The sequence below is a fragment of the Photorhabdus sp. HUG-39 genome, from assembly GCF_963878365.1.
GTDB lineage: Bacteria > Pseudomonadota > Gammaproteobacteria > Enterobacterales > Enterobacteriaceae > Photorhabdus > Photorhabdus kayaii.
The window spans coordinates 218,027-237,886 of sequence record NZ_CAWNWY010000003.1 but is presented as its reverse complement, the minus strand read 5'-3'; the positions used below and the strand labels follow the sequence as shown (position 1 = coordinate 237,886).

Below are 19,860 nucleotides of genomic sequence, written 5' to 3'. Positions count from 1 at the left end.
TGATGAAAAAGCGATGAGTTTATTTTTTCCCCTGAAAAAGCAAGAAAAAGTCATACACAATAAGGTCATTTATTGGTGAGTGCAAAATTGATCTTATTTTTTGTATTGAGAGTTTTTAGAGGTTCCCAATGGCACGAGCTGCACTGGAAGGATGTAAAGCTGCGCCAACAATTTGTCTAAATAATGCAGGTATTCAGGTCGCAGAAGCATTAACGCCGGGTGGTGTGGGCGCAGCCGGCGTAATAGGTGTGGGTAAAACTGCGGCAGAGGCAGTGGCAGCAAAATCCGAAGCTGTAGCGGCTAATGTGGTGAAGAATGTCTCGAAGAACTTAGAACAAGGAGTATCAAAAACTATAAAATCTTATGGCCCGCATGAAATTGGCCCATTAGGAAACCCCAATGATTTGCGAGCTCCTGCTTCAACGTTCAGAAGTGGAAGTTATACTGAAAAAGTCGCAGAAACAGATATGTATTTTTTCAGAGATTATGGCGGCTCTGCTAAAGTTGATGGTCGCTTTTGGACTCCTCAGCCATCAAAAGGACCTCTACAATCTCAACTGGATAGTGCTGTTTTACCTGAATGGGGTAATACTTTTAAAAACCAAGCCATTATAAAGATCCCCAAAGGTACTAAGTATTATGAAGGGCCAGCGGCAGCACAAATTGGAACTAAAGGGACTCAACCAACGTTACATGGTGGTGGTACGCAAATATTTTTACCATCACTAGACAATAACTGGATAATTAAGAAATGAACACAAAAGAAATAGTTGAAAATTGGGTAAAAGAGAAAAAATCACTTTACTTCTTTCTCCCTGATGGCCCTTATGGTAGACCCTTTGATAATCAATATATTATTGAGAAAATTGAGGAAACCAGTGAGAGCTTTAACATAATATTTTCTAATGAAATAGCATTGCGTTTTCTGGGAAAAATTAATATCACAGATGAGGGATATAATCTAACAATAAGCGATTTTACTAAGTGTATATTTGAAATAAGCAGTAGGATTCTTAAAAGTTATACAGAAGGGCAAGTAGTATTAAGTGGCTTTTAAACAACGATCCAGCCTTTACAAAGCTAGGAGGGCAGCATGAGTCCACCGGGGTAATATTTAATCAGCTCCACGCTAGCAGGCGGTATTGCCGGTGACTCCACCGCCAGCGCCCTCACCGGGGCGCAGGCCGGGAAGAATTCGGTGGATAATAATGCCCTTAGCATGGGAAGTTTGTTTGGTTCCGAAAGCGCTAAACATTTTGAAGGCGCAGGGTCACTGGCTCAAAAGATGACTCAATCCGGGGCAACACCCGAAGAAATCAACGCAGCCTTAACTCACTACCTCAAAGGACAAGTCCCTGAGGGTCAAGACCCGGCAAAAGGTCTGATTATTGCGTGGGGGAACTTCTTTGGTGTTCCGTTAGATGTCGTGTTATCAAATGAGCAGATGACGCCACAGAAAGCGGCGGAAATTGTTGCTGGAGGGATACCTACCAGTGAAGCGAAGCTGATACAGTTTGCAGCCGCGAAAGCATATCTGTCTTTGAGCAAATATCAATCGATAGAAGCTGTTGATAGAAAAAGTAGTTCAACGATTGATAATTTGATGAAAGAAAAAGCACAGACAGCGAAAATTGGAGAAATGGCCCTTGGTGCTGATAAAAACATCTCGCATACAAATGTTAATTCCAAAGCTTCACTAGGAACGAAAATAGATAAGAGTATAGTTATAGTAGATAAGGAACATTTACCTACAAGTGTGTCCTCGACATTTAAGGCTGGAAAATATGAAACTGTTATTACACAAGAACCTGTAACATTATTTAGAAAATTTGGTGGTGTTAATGATCAAGCCAAATTAGATGGTGGTTACGCAACAACCACACAAAATGCGGGTAGAAATGAAACTGCTGTCTATAAAAACTGGAGTACAACTCGATTTGAGGCTGAGATAGAAGTACCCAAAGATACTAAGCTAAACATTGGTTCTGTTGGGGAACAACCACCTTTGAGTAATAATCCTAAATACATAGGTGGAGCCGATCAAATTCTACTGCCACGGAATTACCCTATGGATTGGATTAAATCAATACGAGATGGAAAAACAGGTAATGTTTACACTTACGAAGAATTTAAGAAAGCATTTCCAGATCAAATAACAAATAAAGGAAAATAAAATGTCAACAAATAAAGATATGATAGAAATCGCAAGATTAATATCCCTGTTGAAGCAAGTTGTTACGTATTTAAAAGAATCAGGAAATGGAGAGTCATCTTATGCATACTTAATAAAATCCATTAATATTCTTGAGAACAAAGCAAGTAATGGTATGAAGAATTTATACAAATATATTATGAATGATTTCAGAATGATGGGGGATAGAGGCCAATATGGGGAAGATATAGACCCAATAACAGATGAAATTTACGCAATTATAAGCAATAACCCATTGTTCACTAAGTGATAATGCGTTGTTGCGGATAATAATGCCCTTAGCATGGGAAATCTGTTTGGTTCCGAAGGGGCTAAACATTTTGAAGGAGCGGGTTCACTGGCTCAAAAAATGGCTCAATCCGGGGCAACACCTGAAGAAATAAATGCTGCCTTGACTCACTACCTGAAAGGACAAGTCCCGGATGGTCAAGACCCGGCAAAAGGTCTGATTATTGCGTGGGGTAACTTCTTTGGTGTTCCGTTGGATGTCGTGTTATCAAATGAGCAGATGACTCCACAGAAAGCGGCGGAAATTGTTGCCGGAGGGATACCTACCAGTGAAGCGAAGCTGATACAGTTTGCAGCAGCGAAAGCGTTTTTGTCTTTAAGTAAGTATCGGTCAACAGAAGTGATTGAGGGGAAAGAAAGTTCTCTGACTGATAAGAGTATTACTGGAAATAAGACGACGATTTCATCTATAAATGAGGGCAAAAGTACTTCTGGACGACTCCCTGAAAAGCCCATTAAAGAAGTAACAGCAGCAGAAGTAAATAATTGGTGGAAAAATCAAGGATATGAACAACCTCCATATACTCCAGGAACTACAGTAAAGGAATTTGAATTAGCAGCTAACACGAAATTTGTTAGAGTCTATGACGGTACTAATTCACAAATGAGAGGGGGATGGATGATGAGAGCCGAAGATATAAAGGGATTAAGTAGCAAACAAATTCAAGAAAAATTTGCTTTGCCATATGAACCAAAATACGTTGCGGATGTTGAAATTAAAGCAGGTACTAAGATGAGAGTAGGTTCCGCAAATAGTCTGTTTGGCTATAAAGGTGGAGGAACCCAGTTTGATCTTATGGGGCAAAGAACAGGTACATTCACTAATGAACGGGCTATTCAAAAAAAATAGGATATTAAAATGGCTATCTTAGTTAACGATAACAAGATTAATATTAATGGGCACTTAATTATATTTAATCAAAAGATTATTAAGGCGATAGAAATTGAGAATGGTTCTGTTCTTGTCTTAACTGATATTCCTATAGGAGATGATGGGCTAAATAATCTATTTTCTTATACAAATAATGGAGAATTTCTTTGGCAAATAGAGCCTTCAGATTTACAAAAAGAAGGCCAAATAAGTTACCCATATGAAGGGTTGAACGTTGTTGAAGAGCAATATTTTGTTGTTGATTTTTATGGAAGAAGAATATTTTTCGATCCTTATACTGGCCTATTCTTATCACGAGATATTGTAAAATAAGGTAGGAAATAACCACTTAAGCGTTGACCAGAACCGTTCAAGGAGCGAGGAACTGGTCAACTGTTAGGGGGATACCAGTTGTCGTTCTGTTGTCAGGGATAAGTATCGCCAAGAGGTAACCCTTTTTACTCAGAACATTGGTATCTTGGTGAAGTAGACAGTAGTAGATGCTAATATCTCATCGATGAAAAAGTTATCTTGAAAAACGCCATTAAAGAGCGAGCTCCTTCGCGGTAATACGCAGTTTAAGGATAAATGAGCATGATTGTATATATTCCGTTTATTTTGATGGTTTTGAGTCTGTTGGGGTTTCTTGCCTGCTTTATCTATTTTGGCTTGAGCAAAAAAGTTTCACTAAGAAGTGTAAAATCTCCATTGCTCTTTTTTGATTTTTGTTTTTTTAATAAAAACAAACTTGCTAATTTTTCCATGATGATATTATTTGTTATTTATATATCTGGAATTTTGTTTGAATTTATTAAAAATGGAAACTTAAATTCTTTTGCTGGCTATTTTATTTGGGGAGTTTGCAATTCTTATTTTTCTTATTCATTGCGGATTTTTATCAAAAATAAAATTTGCACATAGAAATAATATTGAATTAATAAAAGAGTTTTTTTGAAATGGAAATAAGTCTTCAAAATACATTATTATGGTTATCTGGATTATTTTATATTGTTTGGCTTTATTTGTTCTTGTCTAAGTAATTGTTGTGGACGCTAATGCGCTAGCGAGTGTACTGGCGGTAGTAGAAGCGAATAAAAAAGTACAGTTGAGAAATGGCAACGGGACAAACAGACCGAAATCAAGAAAACCTGTAGTGGTAATATTCCTCTCTCTTGCTAGACTATGGTTGTCGCAGAAGGGAGGGTGGATTTGATTAATCAGTACAATTTTTCATAAAGATAGATCATTTGACTCCCAATAAATTACAGTGGGAGTCAAATAATCTTTCCAGTTTTTCGTTTGTATAATAATACTATGATCTTAACGCTTGATTATTAAATACCGGATTAGATTGAATATGGATTCTCTGTAAATGCCGTTCTGATTTGGAAGTAAATCCTTCACGTCCATGTAGCAGAGAGAAATTATCCACAATCACCAGATCACCTTTTTTCCATGCATGAGCATATAAATGGCGCTTATCATATAATATATTGATAAAATCTTGTTGAAATTCTGCTACTTGATCAGGGCTGATATTATGATATTCAATAGCATGTTTATTTAGGAATTTTTCTCCATCTACTGCCGGTTCGTTATATCTGATAACGAATCCGTTTCTGTCCGGATATTCTTCCAGTAAAGGAGAGTGAACTTCCCCACCATAATGAGTGACTTTATTAATGCGATAAGTAATCGATATGTTCTTCCACTGTTCTAATTGCTGTTGAGTAGCATTAGCAACAACACGACGAGTATTGACAAAGGTTGTCCTGCCTCCTTGATCGCTTTCAGGTGCGTGGGCGCAATGGAACATAATAAATTCTGGAATTGTCGGTTTATACATGCCATCCCAGTGCAACGGCATATAGCTGTTGTCAAAAACGTGATCGGTAGCATCTTGGTGTTCACGAACATCTAAAATAGCACCAAACGGCCACATCATTATTTCTCCCCAATTACGGGCATATTCTTCATATTTTTTGTGATCAGATAAATCAGATTTAAAACCACGTAATATAAGCAGATGGTGTTTTCTAGCCAGTTCTTTCAGTTGTTCCACTGATAAAGTATCAATATGTTGATCGGAAGATTGAGGCGTAATTTTTAAACCAAAAGGGGTTATTTCTTCTGTCTGAAAGCTATTTAATTCTGTCATCGCTATTTTCCTTCAATTACATAGTGACTGGGTTTTCCATGAATATTTACTAATTTTCCGCCCATCATCTGAACTTCTTTGTGTTTCATAAGTATAAATTGCCCATTTACATTGGCTGCGACACCATGCCAAGGAGTTAACCAATCATCCCGGGTTGGCATCATATGAATACCAAATTTAATACTGTCTGCTGGCTGAGGATGAATAGACAGACGTATGGCTTTTGGAAAATGAGTATCTAATAAACTTCCCCATGCCCAACTGCGTTGAATAACACCGATAGCTCTTTGTTTGGCATCTTTTTGTAGGGCATTATTTGATCCGGTATAGCCGGGTAATAAGCTGTCTTCATATAAGAAACGGGTGACTGCGCGATATAATTGTAATCCATCACTATTTTGCAACAGTTCATCTTTGATAGATTCTTCCGAACGGGCATAATGTATGACTAACATCTGTCTCTGTAAATTGAAATCATCACTATGTTCGCAGAGTTCTTTATCGTCATTAAGGTTAAATGTGCTTAAATTGATAGCACCTACTTCATGAAGTAATTGTTTAATATCTTCATGATATTGACTGATAACATTATCACTGACACGAATCAGATCACCAAAGACATGCCCATCAGAGCAAATAATAATGCGAGCGCCTGGCGGATAATAAAGCTGAATACGCTGGCAAAGAGAATTAAGAAAAATCAAAGACAAGCGTTCTGCCATATCAGGAGCAGTACCAAGTACTTTATTTCTGTTTGGTGACTTGGTTGGGAATGCCGGTAAAATGAATTCGATAGGTTTATTATTCCTGATGAAGTATTCAATTCTAGGTAATTGTACAGATTTAATAATATTTTCTTCTTTAACGGAATCTCTCCCTAGATCGGTAAGACGCCTGCGATATTGCAACAGTTCGTGCAGAATCTGCATAGAAATATTATTAAAGGAAATACTCTCGGAAGTAATATTATTATCGGTAACACTTTGCATCGTTATGGTTTCCATACTTGTTGTCATATCTATTCTTTGATTTATTTAAAAATAGATAAACAGCATTTTCACTAATTGGTATAGGCGAAGTGTAGAATAATGCAATTAAAAAATAATATAATATTTGAGAATATCTAATAATCTATTTAACAATAAACAATATGTTTGAATATGATTTATATATTTAATCAATATATTTGATTGATTGTTACATTAAGGTACTGTTTAGCAAGACTATTAGAATATAAGGATTCTGGTACGACCACTGTAGTAAAATATCCTTAAAACTAAATTAGTGTAGATAAAATTGATCGGTTGACAATTTCATATTGGCAATTTTTTCTGAAATTCATCTTAAATAAAGTGGGTGAGGAATTTCCCTTTACTTATTGATATCTTTATGAAAATTATAACTTCAATGGAAGAAGAGATCATTAAAGTAAAAGGTAAATTACTGCATGAGGTTGATAATAAAGGCTATTACTATAATTATGATCATATCCGGTTATTATTTTACGAAAACCAAGTTTGCCCTTAATTATCTATGCTCCCGGGGATTCACTCCCATGCCATCGCGATGCATCTTCAAATTTACTCCCCCACAGACTGGCAATCAATCATAGGGGAAGTGAAGTGACTTAAGAGCAGATTGGATGATGTTCAAAAGTATCAAGTAATTGCTGAATGAATTCCAGGCGTATCGTTCTTTCGTTCAGGTCAGTAATGAATTTCAGTTTAGCGGGGCCGTCCAAGCGATAAATTTCAGGTTGTTTTTGTAACAGGCCGATAAGATAAGTTGGATCAACTTTATTTTCCTCACTAAACTCGATGAACCCTCCTTTTTCATGGGCTTCTATTCGTTTAATACCTAATTTCTGAGCTAACAGGCGAATGGCTGCTGATTGTAATAAATGGCGCCCCGGATCAGGTAATGCGCCGAACCGGTCTATCAATTCAACCTTCAATTCTGCTAATTCTGATGCGTCTTTGGCGCTGGCAATACGTTTATAAAAAGACAAACGCATATTGACATCAGGAATATAATCATCAGGTAACAAAATAGGCATCCGCAATTCAACGTCAGTTTGACTATTGATTAAGTCTTCAAGTGAAGGTTTGCGGCCTGCTTTTAGTGCATCGATAGCGCTTTCTAACAGCTCCATGTAGAGAGTGAAGCCAATTGTTGTCATCTGACCACTTTGTTCTTCACCTAGGAGTTCGCCGGCCCCACGGATTTCAAGATCGTGAGTTGCCAGTGCAAAACCCGCACCTAAATCTTCAAGGGAGGCGATAGCTTCCAGACGTTTGTGTGCATCGGCTGTCATTGCTTTCGGATGTGGTGTCAGCAGGTAAGCATAAGCCTGATGGTGAGAACGTCCGACACGCCCCCGCAATTGATGCAGTTGGGCTAGGCCAAAATGGTCAGCACGTTCAATAATGATGGTATTGGCGCTTGGAATATCGATGCCTGTCTCAATAATGGTGGTACAAATCAGAACATTAAATCGTTGATGATGGAAATCGGTCATCACCCGTTCCAAATCCCGTTCACGCATCTGCCCATGACCAATGGCAATCCGTGCTTCTGGTACTAATTCTTCAAGACGCAGCTTCGCTTTCTCAATATTTTCAACATCATTATAGAGGTAGTAGACTTGACCACCGCGCAAAACTTCACGCAGTATGGCTTCTCGTACCACCAGACTGTCATACTCGCGCACGAAAGTTTTGACGGCCAGACGGCGAGCGGGCGGGGTCGAAATAATTGAGAGATCCCGCATACTACTCATTGCCATATTGAGCGTTCGTGGAATTGGGGTTGCGGTGAGGGTCAGAATATCGACATCGGCACGCATGGCTTTGATCTGCTCTTTGTGGCGAACACCAAACCGGTGCTCTTCATCGACAATTAACAAACCAAGGTCTTTCCAGCGCAAGTCGCTTTGTAGCAGTTTATGTGTACCAATAATAATATCGACTTTACCTTCGGCTGCCATTTCAACGACTTGTTGCTGTTCCTTGGCGCTGCGGAAACGGGATATCATCTCAATACGTACAGGCCAATTAGCAAAACGGTCGCGGAAATTATCAAAATGTTGCTGAGCCAGCAGTGTTGTCGGAACCAGGACCGCCACCTGCTTGTCATTATGGACTGCCAGAAATGCGGAGCGCATTGCAACTTCGGTTTTGCCAAAGCCTACATCACCGCAAATTAAGCGATCCATAGCGACTGGCTGACACATATCATTCAGAACTGCGTTGATTGCCTGTTCCTGATCTGGAGTCGTTTCAAATGGAAAGCTTTGACAGAATAATTGGTATTGCTCCCAATCATGTTTAAACGCAAACCCTGGTTTTACGGCGCGGTGAGCATAAATGTCAAGCAACTCCGCAGCCACATCGCGTACTTTTTCGGCAGCTTTCTGGCGGGCTTTGTTCCATGCCTCTCCGCCCAATTTATGTAATGGGGCATTTTCATCAGCACCACCTGCGTAGCGGCTGATCAAATGCAGGGAAGAGACCGGAACATAAAGTTTGTCGTTACCAGCATAACTTAAGATCAGATATTCAGCTTTGATACCACCTGCTTCCAGCGTAGTTAGCCCCTGGTAACGGCCAACGCCATGTTCCAAATGGACCACCGGCTGACTGGGGCGTAATTCTGCAAGGTTACGAATCAGGGTATCGGTGTTAATCGTGCGGCGGGTGTCTTGACGGCGGCGAACAACTCGTTCACCAAGCATGTCGCTTTCACAGATTAGAGCCAGTTCATTCTTTGTATCGATAAAACCATGTTCAGCGGCACCAATCATCAAAAAGTGACCTGGCTGTTGTGCTTGATGCAATTTGCTGATTTTAATGGGTTTAATCTTTATTCGTGACAATAATTCCTGTAACGTTTCTTTCCGTCCTTCACTCTCAACAGAGAAAATAACGCGGCCACTGAATTGTTCAAGGAAACGGCGAAGCTTATCCAGAGGAGCCTTATTTTGCGCAACAACGGAGAGATCAGGCAGCAGTTGATAATCAAGATTTACGTGACTCGCTTTTTTGCTCAATTCTTCTGCTTTAAGTTGAATGCGGGGCCAGTTTTTTAGCGCTGAGAATAAATTATCAGCCGGAAGCCAAAGCTCTTCTGGGGGTAAGAGAGGGCGCATTGGGTCAATTTTACGGCTCTCAAAGCGTTGTTGGATGTCCTGCCAAAAACGTTCAGCGGAATGGTTTATTTCTTGACTGATAAGCAAGGTGTTGTCGGGTAGATAATCAAACAATGAAGGCAAGGGTTGGCTAAAAAACAACGGTTGCCAGTATTCTATCCCGGCCGGTAACGTACCTTTACTGACTTGCTGATAAATATGCTCATTGTCACGACGGACTTCAAAACGTTCCCGCCACTGGCTGCGAAACAGTTCAATAGTCTCTTTATCTGTTGGGAATTCATGAGCGGGCAGTAGGTTGATTTGTTTAACCTCAGTCAGCGTGCGTTGGCTGTCAACATCGAAAATACGTAAGCTATCGATTTCATCATCGAAAAAATCAATACGATAGGGATGCTCACTTCCCATTGGGAAAAGATCAAGTAGTGCGCCACGAGTAGCGAATTCGCCGTGTTCAAGAACTTGTTCGACACTACGATAGCCAGCTTGTTCTAATTCAGTACGGAGTTTATCTCGTGAGAGCCTCTGATCTTTGTGCATCACTAGTGCATGCCCGTTAAGGTACTTATGAGGGCAAACCCGTTGCATTAAGGTATTTATCGGCAGGATTAAAACACCTTTGGTCATCGTCGGCAGACGGTAAAGTGTAGACAGACGGTTGGAAATGATTTCCTGATGAGGAGAGAAGCTGTCATAGGGCAGTGTTTCCCAATCGGAAAGGAGATCAACAGAGAAGTCGGTAAACTGATGGATTTCATCATGCAGACGTAAGGCGTTTTGCATATCCTTGGTTATCAGTACGACAGGGCCTTGATGGCGTTCGACAATTTCAGCACACTCTACAGCGCAAGCAGCACCAGTAAGTTGGCCTAATTGACGGTTATCACCGCGACGTTCGGGAAGTTTATAACGATATTTTGAGGACATAGGCGTAAATGTGTTCTCTATGATTCAGTCCATTCCCAACAGGCTTTCGACACATAATGGTCTTCGAGTAAACACGCTGGCTGGTTGAGAGAAAATAAAAAAACCACAGAATCTGGATGTTGGTGGTTCCATAAAATATAACTACCCTTTATTATCCCCGAACACTTTGCTTTGGCAACAGGGGCGTAACAGATTTCATGTTTCAATCTGTCTCATTATTTATAGGTTTGCGGTATATGCGTGGTCGGGCGGCTGATAAATTTGGTCGGTTTGTTTCTTGGCTGTCAGCAATTGGCATTACCCTCGGTGTTGCCGCATTAATTACAGTATTGTCCGTGATGAATGGTTTTGAGCGTTCACTGGAAACCAGTATTCTTGGCTTTATGCCACAGGCGGTTGTGACGTCGGTAAATGGCTCGCTAGACCCAAAAGCGCATCCTGCCAGTGAACTTGCGGATCTAAAGCAGGTTAACAGGATTACGCCATTGGTGATGGGTGATGTTGTATTGCAAAGCGCCCGGAATGTCGGTGTTGGTGTAATGTTGGGTATCGCTTTTGATGAATATGAACCGCTGACTGAATATTTAATCGGCGCTTATCGTCATCAACTTGCACCCGGTAGCTACAATGCTATTTTGGGCGAAAGAGTGGCCGGGGAGCTTGGAGTAAAACGCGGTGATCGCATTCGCCTGATGGTGCCTGGCGCAAGTCAGTTGACACCAATGGGGCGTATTCCCAGTCAGCGTCTATTTACTGTTATTGGCACTTTTGCGTCTAATAGCGAAGTCGATGGCACACAGATTCTGGTTAATCAGCAAGATGCTGCCCGTCTGATGCGCTATCCGCTAGGTCACATTACTGGCTGGCGTCTCTATCTCTCAGAACCATTGGCTGTAGATAGTTTGAGCTTACAAACTCTACCAGAAGGGTTGTTATGGAAGGATTGGCGCGAACGTAAAGGTGAGTTTTTCCAAGCGGTCAGGATGGAAAAAAATATGATGGGCTTATTGTTAAGCCTGATTATTGCTGTGGCTGCATTCAATATCATCACTTCGCTTGGTTTACTGGTAATGGAAAAACAGGGAGAAGTGGCGATTTTGCAGACACAGGGACTGGTACGTCGTCAGGTTATGGCGATTTTTATGATCCAGGGAGCGGGAGCCGGGATCATCGGCACTTTACTGGGAACTGGGCTTGGTGTTCTGCTTTCCAGTCAGCTTAATAACTTAATGCCACTTATTGGCTTATTGACCTCAGGTGTTGAGCTGCCTGTTGCCATTGAGCCGCTACAGGTTGCTACAATCGCAATTTCAGCGATGGCGATAGCCCTATTGTCTACGTTATATCCTTCCTGGCGTGCTGCTGCCATCCAACCTGCTGAGGCTTTGCGTTATGAATAATCAACCACTATTGTTGTGTAATAATCTGTGTAAAAAATACCAGGAAGGTCAAGTAATGACCGAAGTGCTGAAAAATGTCACTTTTGCTATCAATCAGAGTGAAATGATGGCGATTGTGGGAAGTTCCGGCTCAGGTAAGAGTACGCTTCTGCATTTGCTTGGTGGGTTGGATACACCGACTTCTGGTGAAGTTCTTTTTAAAGGGCACTCTTTGAATAAAATGTCCTCAGGAGCCAGAGCAGAACTGCGAAATCATGAATTGGGCTTTATTTATCAGTTTCACCATCTGTTGCCAGATTTTAATGCGATCGAGAATGTCGCTATGCCACTGTTGATCGGCGGTAAAAACCGCGGTCAGGCACAGAAGAAAGCATTCGAAATGCTGGCGGCTGTTGGTTTGGAGAAGCGCGCTCATCACCGTCCATCAGAATTGTCAGGGGGAGAACGCCAGCGTGTGGCAATTGCCAGAGCGTTGGTTAATGAACCTTCGTTAGTTTTAGCGGATGAACCTACCGGTAACCTTGATTTACGTAATGCAGATAGCATCTTTGCATTACTGGGTGAGCTTAACCGGCAGCAAGGCACGGCATTTCTGGTTGTCACCCATGATTTGAATCTCGCCGGCAGATTAAATCGTCAGGTGGAGATGTGTGATGGTTATTTACAGGATGAATTGACCGTGACGGGAGCGTTGTAATGGCGAATTTGCCTCTCTCTTTGGTCACTGCCTTACGATTTAGTCGCGGGCGCCGCCGTGGCGGTATGGTCTCTCTGATTTCTGTGATTTCTACGCTAGGGATTATGCTTGGTGTCGCTGTTCTCATTATTGGTCTAAGTGCCATGAATGGTTTTGAACGAGAATTGAGAAACCGTATCCTTTCTGTTGTTCCTCATGGTGAAATTTATACGGTTCATCAGCCTTTTGAACAGTGGCAGCCTGCATTGGAACGGGTAAAAGACACTATCGGTGTGGTTGCTGCTTCACCTTATATTACTTTCACTGGATTGATGGAAAAAGGCGCCAGCTTGCATGCGGTTCAGGTGAAAGGGGTTGATTTAACCACAGAGGCTCAGGTCAGCTCATTACCACAATTTGTACAAGATAATGCTTGGCAAAATTTTCAGGCGGGTCATCAACAGGTCATTCTGGGGCAGGGAGTCGCAAATGCCTTGAAGGTTAAACAAGGTGACTGGCTGACTGTTATGATCCCGAACAGTGATCCCGAAATGAAATTGTTGCAACCAAAACGGATTCGTTTACAAGTTAGCGGAATTTTTCGATTGAGTGGTTTGCTTGATCATAGTTTGGCTTTGGTCCCTTTGGCCGATGCTCAACAATATTTGGATTATGGGCAAGGGATTACTGGTATTGCGATCAAGGTTGATGATGTGTTTGCCGCTGATCAACGAGTAAGGTTTGCCGGCGAAGCGTCACAGGAATATGTCTATATCAGCAGTTGGATAAGAAATTATGGCTATATGTATCATGATATTCAGATGGTACGTAGCATTATGTATCTGGCGATGATTCTGGTGATTGGCGTGGCGTGTTTTAATATCGTTTCTACCCTGATTATGGCGGTAAAAGATAAAAGCAGTGATATTGCTATCCTGCGAACCCTCGGCGCTAAGGATAGGCAAATTAGAGCGGTTTTTCTCTGGTATGGGTTACTGACGGGGATGACGGGCAGTATTGCCGGTGCTATAGCTGGCGTGTTGGCATCACTGAATCTGACGGCGCTTATTCATGGGCTGGAAAAGCTGATCGGGCATCAATTTCTTTCCGGTGATGTTTACTTCATTGATTTCCTGCCATCTGAGTTACATGGCATGGATGTTCTGTATGTTCTGGCGACGGCTCTGATTCTGAGTTTATTAGCCAGTTGGTATCCGGCAAGACGGGCAAGTAGACTTGAGCCGGCACGAATATTAAGTGGAAAATAATTAATCTATTATTGGCATGAGCTAATCAAAACGTTATGGTATAAAAAATAGAAACCTAAGCAATATTTAAGAAATCTTGAAGGAAATCAGTATGCGAGTTTGTCGTCGGCTTAGTCGGCTTGGTCGGCTTCGTAAGGTTAAGCGTTTGAGACAGCAGAGATTTCGTAGTCGGATTTTTTATAGGGATAATCGATTGGCGATTAATATGAAAAAACCTTACATCGTGGTATTGACAGGAGCCGGTATTTCGGCTGAATCGGGTATTCGGACTTTCCGCTCCTCCGATGGGCTGTGGGAAGAACATCGGGTGGAAGATGTTGCTACACCTGAGGGATTTCAGAAGGATCCAGAATTGGTGCAGGCATTTTATAATGCCCGGCGTCATCAACTTCAGCAATCAGAAATAGAACCGAACGCAGCGCATTATGCTTTAGCCGCGCTGGAGCATGAGCTTGGCGATAATTTTTTGTTGATTACTCAGAATATCGATAATCTTCATGAGCGGGCGGGCAGCTATCGCACGGTGCATATGCATGGTGAGTTGTTCAAAATTCGTTGTTGCCAATCTGGGCAAGTGTTTGAGTGGACAGACGATTTGACGACAGATGAACGTTGCCATTGTTGTCAGTTCCCCTCGCCATTGCGTCCACATGTTGTTTGGTTTGGTGAAATGCCTTTGGAAATGGAACGGATCTATTCTGCACTGTCTCAGGTAGATATTTTTATCGCTATCGGCACTTCTGGTCATGTTTATCCTGCGGCTGGATTTGTACATGAAGCTAAACTGGCAGGGGCGCACACGGTAGAGCTGAACCTGGAACCGAGTCAAGTAGAAAGTCTATTTGATGAAAAGCATTATGGACCAGCCAGTAAGATAGTAGATGAGTATGCTCGAAGGTTAATTGATAGTATTAAAGAATTTAAAGCTGATTTAACGCAATAATTATTGTGTTTCTCTTCCTCATAATGGGTAGCTAAATCCCTGGGGGAAGAGAATAATGGACAGATTACTAGAACGTTTTTTTAAATACATATCTTTTGATACTCAGTCAAAGCCGTCAGCAAAGACGATTCCCAGTAGTCATGGGCAGCTCGAACTCGCCAAAGCGCTGAAACAGGAGTTGATCGAATTAGGTTTTTCTAATGTGGTACAGGATGCTCATGGCTGTGTTATGGCAACATTACCTGCCAATACATCTTGGCCTGTACCTGTTATCGGTTTTATTGCTCACCTTGATACTTCACCTGATTTTTCTGGAAAAAATATAAGTCCACAAATGTTGGAAAATTATCAAGGTGGTGAAATTGCTCTGGGTGCGGGTAATGAAGTGTTATCGCCGGTTATGTTTCCTATCTTGCATAATATGTTGGGGAAAACATTGATTACCACCGATGGTAAAACGCTGCTTGGTGCTGATGATAAAGCGGGTATTGCAGAAATCATTACTGCAATGGTTCGTCTGAAAAATAGCAATATCTTACATGGTGATATTCGAATTGCGTTTACACCTGATGAGGAGATAGGTAAAGGAGCACGCTATTTTGATATTAATTCATTTGATGCTGAGTGGGCATACACCGTAGATGGTGGTGGTGTAGGTGAACTGGCATTTGAAAATTTCAATGCAGCGGTAGTAACCGTTAAGATTGTTGGTAATAATGTTCACTCTGGTAGTGCTAAAAATGTGATGATCAATGCTTTATCACTGGCGATCCATATCCATCAAGCATTGCCATCGGAAGAGACACCGGAGCATACCGATGGATATGAAGGTTTCTATCATTTGCAACGTATTAAAGGCACGGTTGAGTGTGCTGAAATGCACTATATCATTCGTGATTTTGATCGGAATAACTTCGAAGAACGTAAAAAGAAGATGATTAAAATTGCTGAAAAAGCCGGTGAGGGGCTGCATCCTGGTTGTTATATCGAACTGACTATCGATGACAATTATTACAATATGCATGATGAAGTTATCAAATATCCGCATGTTATTGAGATTGCCAAACAGGCAATGCTGGATTGTAATATTGAACCCGTTATTAAACCGATTCGTGGTGGTACTCATGGCGCACAATTGTCGTTTCGTGGTTTACCTTGCCCGAATATATTCATGGGGGGGTATAATTATCATGGCAAACATGAATTTGTTTCGTTGGAAGGAATGGAGCAGGCTGTAAGTGTTGTCATGCGTATTGCTGAATTAACCGCACTGTTGTCTAAAAAGTCGGAAATGAGTCAGGCGTTTTGCAGCACTAGTTAATTTGATCGGATATTAACGGCAAATCCTGGCACGACAAGTTCTTAACAAACTGTGCGGAATTCTCCTTCCTGAATGCTAATTGAGAGCGAAGCGAACTTAAGAACCCCCCACTATAATCACTTGTGATTTAGTGGGGAGAAAATCAACCTTATTGAAATTAACCTCTTGAGGTGAGGTATCAATCATTAAAGTACCAGTAACCACTATTGACCAATGCAGTGAGCAGTCTGATAAAACGAACATCATCTATCGCTTCACCAAGCATTTCTGCATTAATTTGATAATGGCAGCAAAGAACATCAGCCGCTTTAATATGAGGTGTATCTATTAATTCACCGTTAACAAAGCATTGATCACCAACCCTGATAACCCGTAATCCGTTAAGGCGGTGGAGATTTTCACCTTGTTTCATTAATTCATAAATTTCATCACTTTCATAAGGTGGCTCTGGTGGAGCAATATCAAGTTCATGCCGTGACTGAGAGATGAATTCACCAAACCATTGCTGGAAAGTGTCAGGCTGTGCTAATAACTCGTTCATCATGGTGTGTAGCGCTGATAGTTCATGCGGTTGGACCAGCGCCGGATTTTCGCGGAAAGTCAGATCGGGATCGCTATAACGATAGCTGCCTAAATCACTAGCCAGTACATAATCGGCGAAGCTACTGAACAGTTCACGGGAATTGGGGGCGCGGAAACCAACTGAATAATTTAGTGAATCTTCGATGGAATAACCTTCATGAGGAAATCCTGGTGGGATATAGAGAATATCACCTGGTTCCATCTCTTCGTCAATAACGGCATTAAAGGGATCGACCTGTAATAGATCGGGGTGAGGGCAGCGTTGTTCCATTGGTAGCTTTTCCCCAACGCGCCAGCGACGGCGGCCCATTCCTTGAATGATAAACACATCGTATTGATCTAGATGCGGACCAACACCACCACCGGGAACGGAGAAGGAGACCATCAGATCATCTATCCGCCAGTCAGATAATACGCGGAATGGTTGCATTAATGCGGCGGAAGGATGGTGCCAGTGATTAACCGCTTGTACCAGCAGTGACCACTCTTTTTCACCTAAATGATCGTAACTTTCGAATGGACCATGAGAGACATCCCAACGGCCATTTTTCTGGCTGACCAGACGGCAGTCAACTTCATTTTCCATAGCCAGCCCCGCGAGTTCATCGGGAGTAAGGGGATCAATGAATTGACGGAAGCCTTGTTTAATCAGTAAAGGCCGTTTTTGCCAATGATTATGCAAAAATGCCTGCCAGTCCAGATTCAACTGATAGTCCATAGTGACATCCTGAGTGTGAAGTGAATTTCAGGGTATTATAACGAATAGTTAAACTCAGTATCAGACTACACTGGCATATTTAACTAATCATCGTCATTAATTTGCTGGCATCGGAACATAACGCAAATTCTGGCACCACCAAGTGGACTGTCACTGATACTGATATCGCCTTTATATTGTTCGATAATTTCAGAAGCAATTGACAATCCAAGCCCTTGACCAGGCTTTAAAGTATCAACACGTTGACCTCGCTGGAAAATCATGTCCCATTTTTCAATTGGCACCCCTGGACCATCGTCATCGACAATAATCATTACCGAATCGTGATCAATCGCCACAGAGATCTCAACAAATTTAAGGCAGTACTTACAAGCGTTTTCCAGCACATTACCCATGACTTCCATAAAGTCATTTTTCTCACCAAGCCAGGTGATTTCCGGTGAGACATCTAACGTGAGACTGACACCTTTACGCTGATAAACTTTTGTTAAAGCGCTGCACAGGCTATCTAGTAAAGCAGGAACAGAAGAGACTTTCCGCATAATAGTGCTGTGTTCACTGCGCATACTGGCACGATGCAGATAATAGCCTATCTGCTGAGAAATACGGCCAATTTGCTCAAGCATGATGGGTTCTGCCTGTTGAATAGTCATTTGTTTGCTGTCACGCAAAGAACGGAGAGTTGATTGTAAAACAGCCAGTGGCGTTTTCAAGCTGTGTGTCAGATCAGCCAGTGTTGTTCGGTATTTTGTATAGCGATTGCGTTCATTATTGAGCAACACATTAAGGTTACGAACTAGCCCCCGCAGCTCTGTCGGTGGATTTTCATCCAGTTTTTCCCGTTCACCTTTTTCTAATGAACTGATCTGATGAATAAGCGATTTAATTGGCCGTAAACTCCAGTGTGCTGCCAGCCAGATTAATGGGATAACCAGAATAAGATTGGCAATCAATACATAACCGAACCATTCCCACACCAGAACCGTTTTTTGTAAATCCTGTGGAATGGTATCAATGACTACAATCGTCAACGCTGGCAAATGAGCTGTCGCACTATATCTGTTGACAGAAACGGAGTGAGTTAGCTCATTATCTTCATTTTCGTCAAGTGAATTAAGTTTACCTAATTGTCCTTGTGTGTTAGCCGAGTTTTTTAGCAAATCCCGGCTGCTTTTTAGATCAGTATCCAGTTCATATAAACCGTCTTCTTTTAACCATTCACTAGGAATAGAGTTTTCGACTTTTGGGATATGGTGTTGACGCCAGAGGATGGTACCTTTGTTGTTATAAATCAGAACCAATGATGGGTTATTCAGTGTGAAATTGGGGGGGACTGAAATATCCAGCTGATTGTTATTCCACTGAGCAAGGCTGAAAAATAGATTACTCTGACTGCGTAGCAGTGTATAAGCGGTTTTATCAAAACTGACCAGGTAACCGACAATGGCAACAATACCGTAAGACATGGTAAGAGCAAGAATAACCGCAGCCGTTGCCATTAAAAACCGGGTACGGAGTGAGAAAGGCTGCTTTTTGTGCTTAAGCACTTTTTTACCCATGAAAGTTTTACACATCAAAGCGATAGCCTTGGCCCCGGACAGTCACGATAGCTTCATAAGGCCAAATATCTAATATTTTTTTTCTTAGTCGGCCGATTAAGACATCGATGGAGTGACCTTCGCGTAGTTCAGCATCGGGATATAATTGGCGCATTAATGACTCTTTAGTGACAACTTTGTCGCTATTACACATCAGTATTTCAATGATTCGGTATTCAAACGCCGTTAGTTTGACGCTCTCTCCGTAAACTGTAAATTCCTTGCGTGACAGATCAATTTTGAAAGGTGGGAATTCAATAATCTGAGAAACCAGCCCATTATTACGGCGTAGGAGTGCCTGCATACGGGCAATAATTTCCTCAAGATGAAAGGGCTTGGTAACATAATCATCTGCTCCTGCATCAAGAACCGTGACTTTTTCTTGCCAGCTTTCGCGGGCGGTCAAAACAAGAATGGGGAGTTTTTCATCTTTTTGGCGCCAGCGACGGATCAAACTCAAACCATCTTCTCCGGGCAAACCAAGATCAACAATGGCAATATCGGGTTCGCTCTCGACCAGATAGTAATCGGCTTCTTTGGCGTTTGCAGCGGCATCAACTAGATGACCGGTGTCGCGAAGCTGTACCGTTAAATGGTGACGCAGTAACATGTTGTCTTCAACGATCAATATCCGCATGGAATAATCCTTCTCAACTCCAGCAGGCAGTTATTGTAATAATCAATTCATTTGGATTGTTATATAGACAAAACTGCCGGTAAAAAATTCAATGTCATGGTTCTGGCTGAATAT

18 protein-coding genes are annotated in these 19,860 nt (G+C 41.6%); 12 read left to right on the top strand and 6 right to left on the bottom strand.

The genetic code is table 11. The features are described 5' to 3' along the window. Positions 1–128: 128 nt before the first annotated feature. The 7 genes from AAC155_RS03995 (at position 129) to AAC155_RS03965 (ending at position 4,292) form a co-directional block, all read left to right on the top strand. Positions 129–755, top strand: coding sequence for a hypothetical protein (locus AAC155_RS03995; protein WP_191214733.1), 627 nt, complete (start codon positions 129–131; stop codon positions 753–755). Beyond that, positions 752–1,057 carry a hypothetical protein gene (locus AAC155_RS03990; RefSeq protein ID WP_011145458.1) on the top strand — a complete coding sequence of 102 codons (306 nt, stop codon included), beginning with the start codon at positions 752–754 and terminating at the stop codon, positions 1,055–1,057. The genes AAC155_RS03995 and AAC155_RS03990 overlap by 4 nt, the downstream gene beginning before the upstream one ends. A gap of 60 nt (positions 1,058–1,117) precedes the next feature. After that, complete coding sequence (locus AAC155_RS03985) at positions 1,118–2,173, top strand: VENN motif pre-toxin domain-containing protein (protein ID WP_113041114.1); 1,056 nt, start codon at positions 1,118–1,120, stop codon at positions 2,171–2,173. A gap of 1 nt (position 2,174) precedes the next feature. Continuing rightward, complete coding sequence (locus AAC155_RS03980) at positions 2,175–2,462, top strand: hypothetical protein (RefSeq protein WP_113041113.1); 288 nt, start codon at positions 2,175–2,177, stop codon at positions 2,460–2,462. A gap of 33 nt (positions 2,463–2,495) precedes the next feature. Next, positions 2,496–3,350 (top strand): hypothetical protein, encoded by an 855-nt coding sequence (locus AAC155_RS03975; RefSeq protein WP_113041112.1) that lies wholly within the window; start codon positions 2,496–2,498, stop codon positions 3,348–3,350. Between the two features lie 9 nt (positions 3,351–3,359). Next, positions 3,360–3,704 carry a hypothetical protein gene (locus tag AAC155_RS03970; RefSeq protein WP_113041111.1) on the top strand — a complete coding sequence of 115 codons (345 nt, stop codon included), beginning with the start codon at positions 3,360–3,362 and terminating at the stop codon, positions 3,702–3,704. Positions 3,705–3,965: 261 nt separating this feature from the next. Further along, positions 3,966–4,292, top strand: a complete 327-nt coding sequence (locus AAC155_RS03965) for a hypothetical protein (protein WP_113041110.1) — start codon at positions 3,966–3,968, stop codon at positions 4,290–4,292. A 391-nt stretch (positions 4,293–4,683) separates the two neighbouring features. On the opposite strand, the gene AAC155_RS03960 is transcribed toward AAC155_RS03965, so the two are convergent. The 3 genes from AAC155_RS03960 to mfd all read right to left on the bottom strand — a co-directional run bounded on the left by AAC155_RS03960 (position 4,684) and on the right by mfd (position 10,603). Then, the gene (locus AAC155_RS03960; RefSeq protein WP_113041109.1) at positions 4,684–5,529 is read right to left on the bottom strand and encodes a TauD/TfdA family dioxygenase; all 846 of its coding nucleotides are present in this window, start codon (positions 5,527–5,529) and stop codon (positions 4,684–4,686) included. A 2-nt stretch (positions 5,530–5,531) separates the two neighbouring features. Then, entirely contained in the window at positions 5,532–6,518 is a 987-nt protein-coding gene (pvcA, locus tag AAC155_RS03955) for an L-tyrosine isonitrile synthase (RefSeq protein WP_113041108.1), read from the bottom strand. Positions 6,519–7,156: 638 nt separating this feature from the next. Continuing rightward, positions 7,157–10,603, bottom strand: coding sequence for a transcription-repair coupling factor (gene mfd, locus AAC155_RS03950; RefSeq protein ID WP_113041107.1), 3,447 nt, complete (start codon positions 10,601–10,603; stop codon positions 7,157–7,159). 197 nt (positions 10,604–10,800) lie between these two features. Between mfd and lolC the strand changes: the two genes are divergently transcribed. From lolC to pepT, 5 genes are all read left to right on the top strand, one after another. After that, positions 10,801–12,003, top strand: coding sequence for a lipoprotein-releasing ABC transporter permease subunit LolC (gene lolC, locus AAC155_RS03945; protein ID WP_113041106.1), 1,203 nt, complete (start codon positions 10,801–10,803; stop codon positions 12,001–12,003). Continuing rightward, complete coding sequence (lolD, locus tag AAC155_RS03940; protein WP_113041105.1) at positions 11,996–12,700, top strand: lipoprotein-releasing ABC transporter ATP-binding protein LolD; 705 nt, start codon at positions 11,996–11,998, stop codon at positions 12,698–12,700. The genes lolC and lolD overlap by 8 nt, the downstream gene beginning before the upstream one ends. Continuing rightward, on the top strand, positions 12,700–13,947 hold the full coding sequence (gene lolE / locus AAC155_RS03935) for a lipoprotein-releasing ABC transporter permease subunit LolE (RefSeq protein ID WP_113041104.1): 1,248 nt from the start codon (positions 12,700–12,702) through the stop codon (positions 13,945–13,947). The genes lolD and lolE overlap by 1 nt, the downstream gene beginning before the upstream one ends. Positions 13,948–14,038: 91 nt before the next feature. Next, a complete protein-coding gene (gene cobB, locus AAC155_RS03930) occupies positions 14,039–14,890 on the top strand; it encodes a Sir2 family NAD+-dependent deacetylase (protein ID WP_113041103.1) in 852 nt (283 codons plus the stop codon). A gap of 55 nt (positions 14,891–14,945) precedes the next feature. After that, positions 14,946–16,211 carry a peptidase T gene (pepT, locus tag AAC155_RS03925; RefSeq protein ID WP_113041102.1) on the top strand — a complete coding sequence of 422 codons (1,266 nt, stop codon included), beginning with the start codon at positions 14,946–14,948 and terminating at the stop codon, positions 16,209–16,211. A 178-nt stretch (positions 16,212–16,389) separates the two neighbouring features. Here the strand turns inward: pepT and AAC155_RS03920 are convergent, their stop codons facing one another. From AAC155_RS03920 to phoP, 3 genes are all read right to left on the bottom strand, one after another. After that, complete coding sequence (locus tag AAC155_RS03920) at positions 16,390–17,511, bottom strand: ribosomal protein uL16 3-hydroxylase (RefSeq protein WP_113041101.1); 1,122 nt, start codon at positions 17,509–17,511, stop codon at positions 16,390–16,392. 83 nt (positions 17,512–17,594) lie between these two features. Beyond that, on the bottom strand, positions 17,595–19,058 hold the full coding sequence (gene phoQ, locus AAC155_RS03915; RefSeq protein WP_113041131.1) for a two-component system sensor histidine kinase PhoQ: 1,464 nt from the start codon (positions 19,056–19,058) through the stop codon (positions 17,595–17,597). Between the two features lie 19 nt (positions 19,059–19,077). Continuing rightward, positions 19,078–19,746, bottom strand: coding sequence for a two-component system response regulator PhoP (gene phoP, locus AAC155_RS03910; RefSeq protein ID WP_011147027.1), 669 nt, complete (start codon positions 19,744–19,746; stop codon positions 19,078–19,080). Between the last annotated feature and the right edge of the window lie 114 nt (positions 19,747–19,860).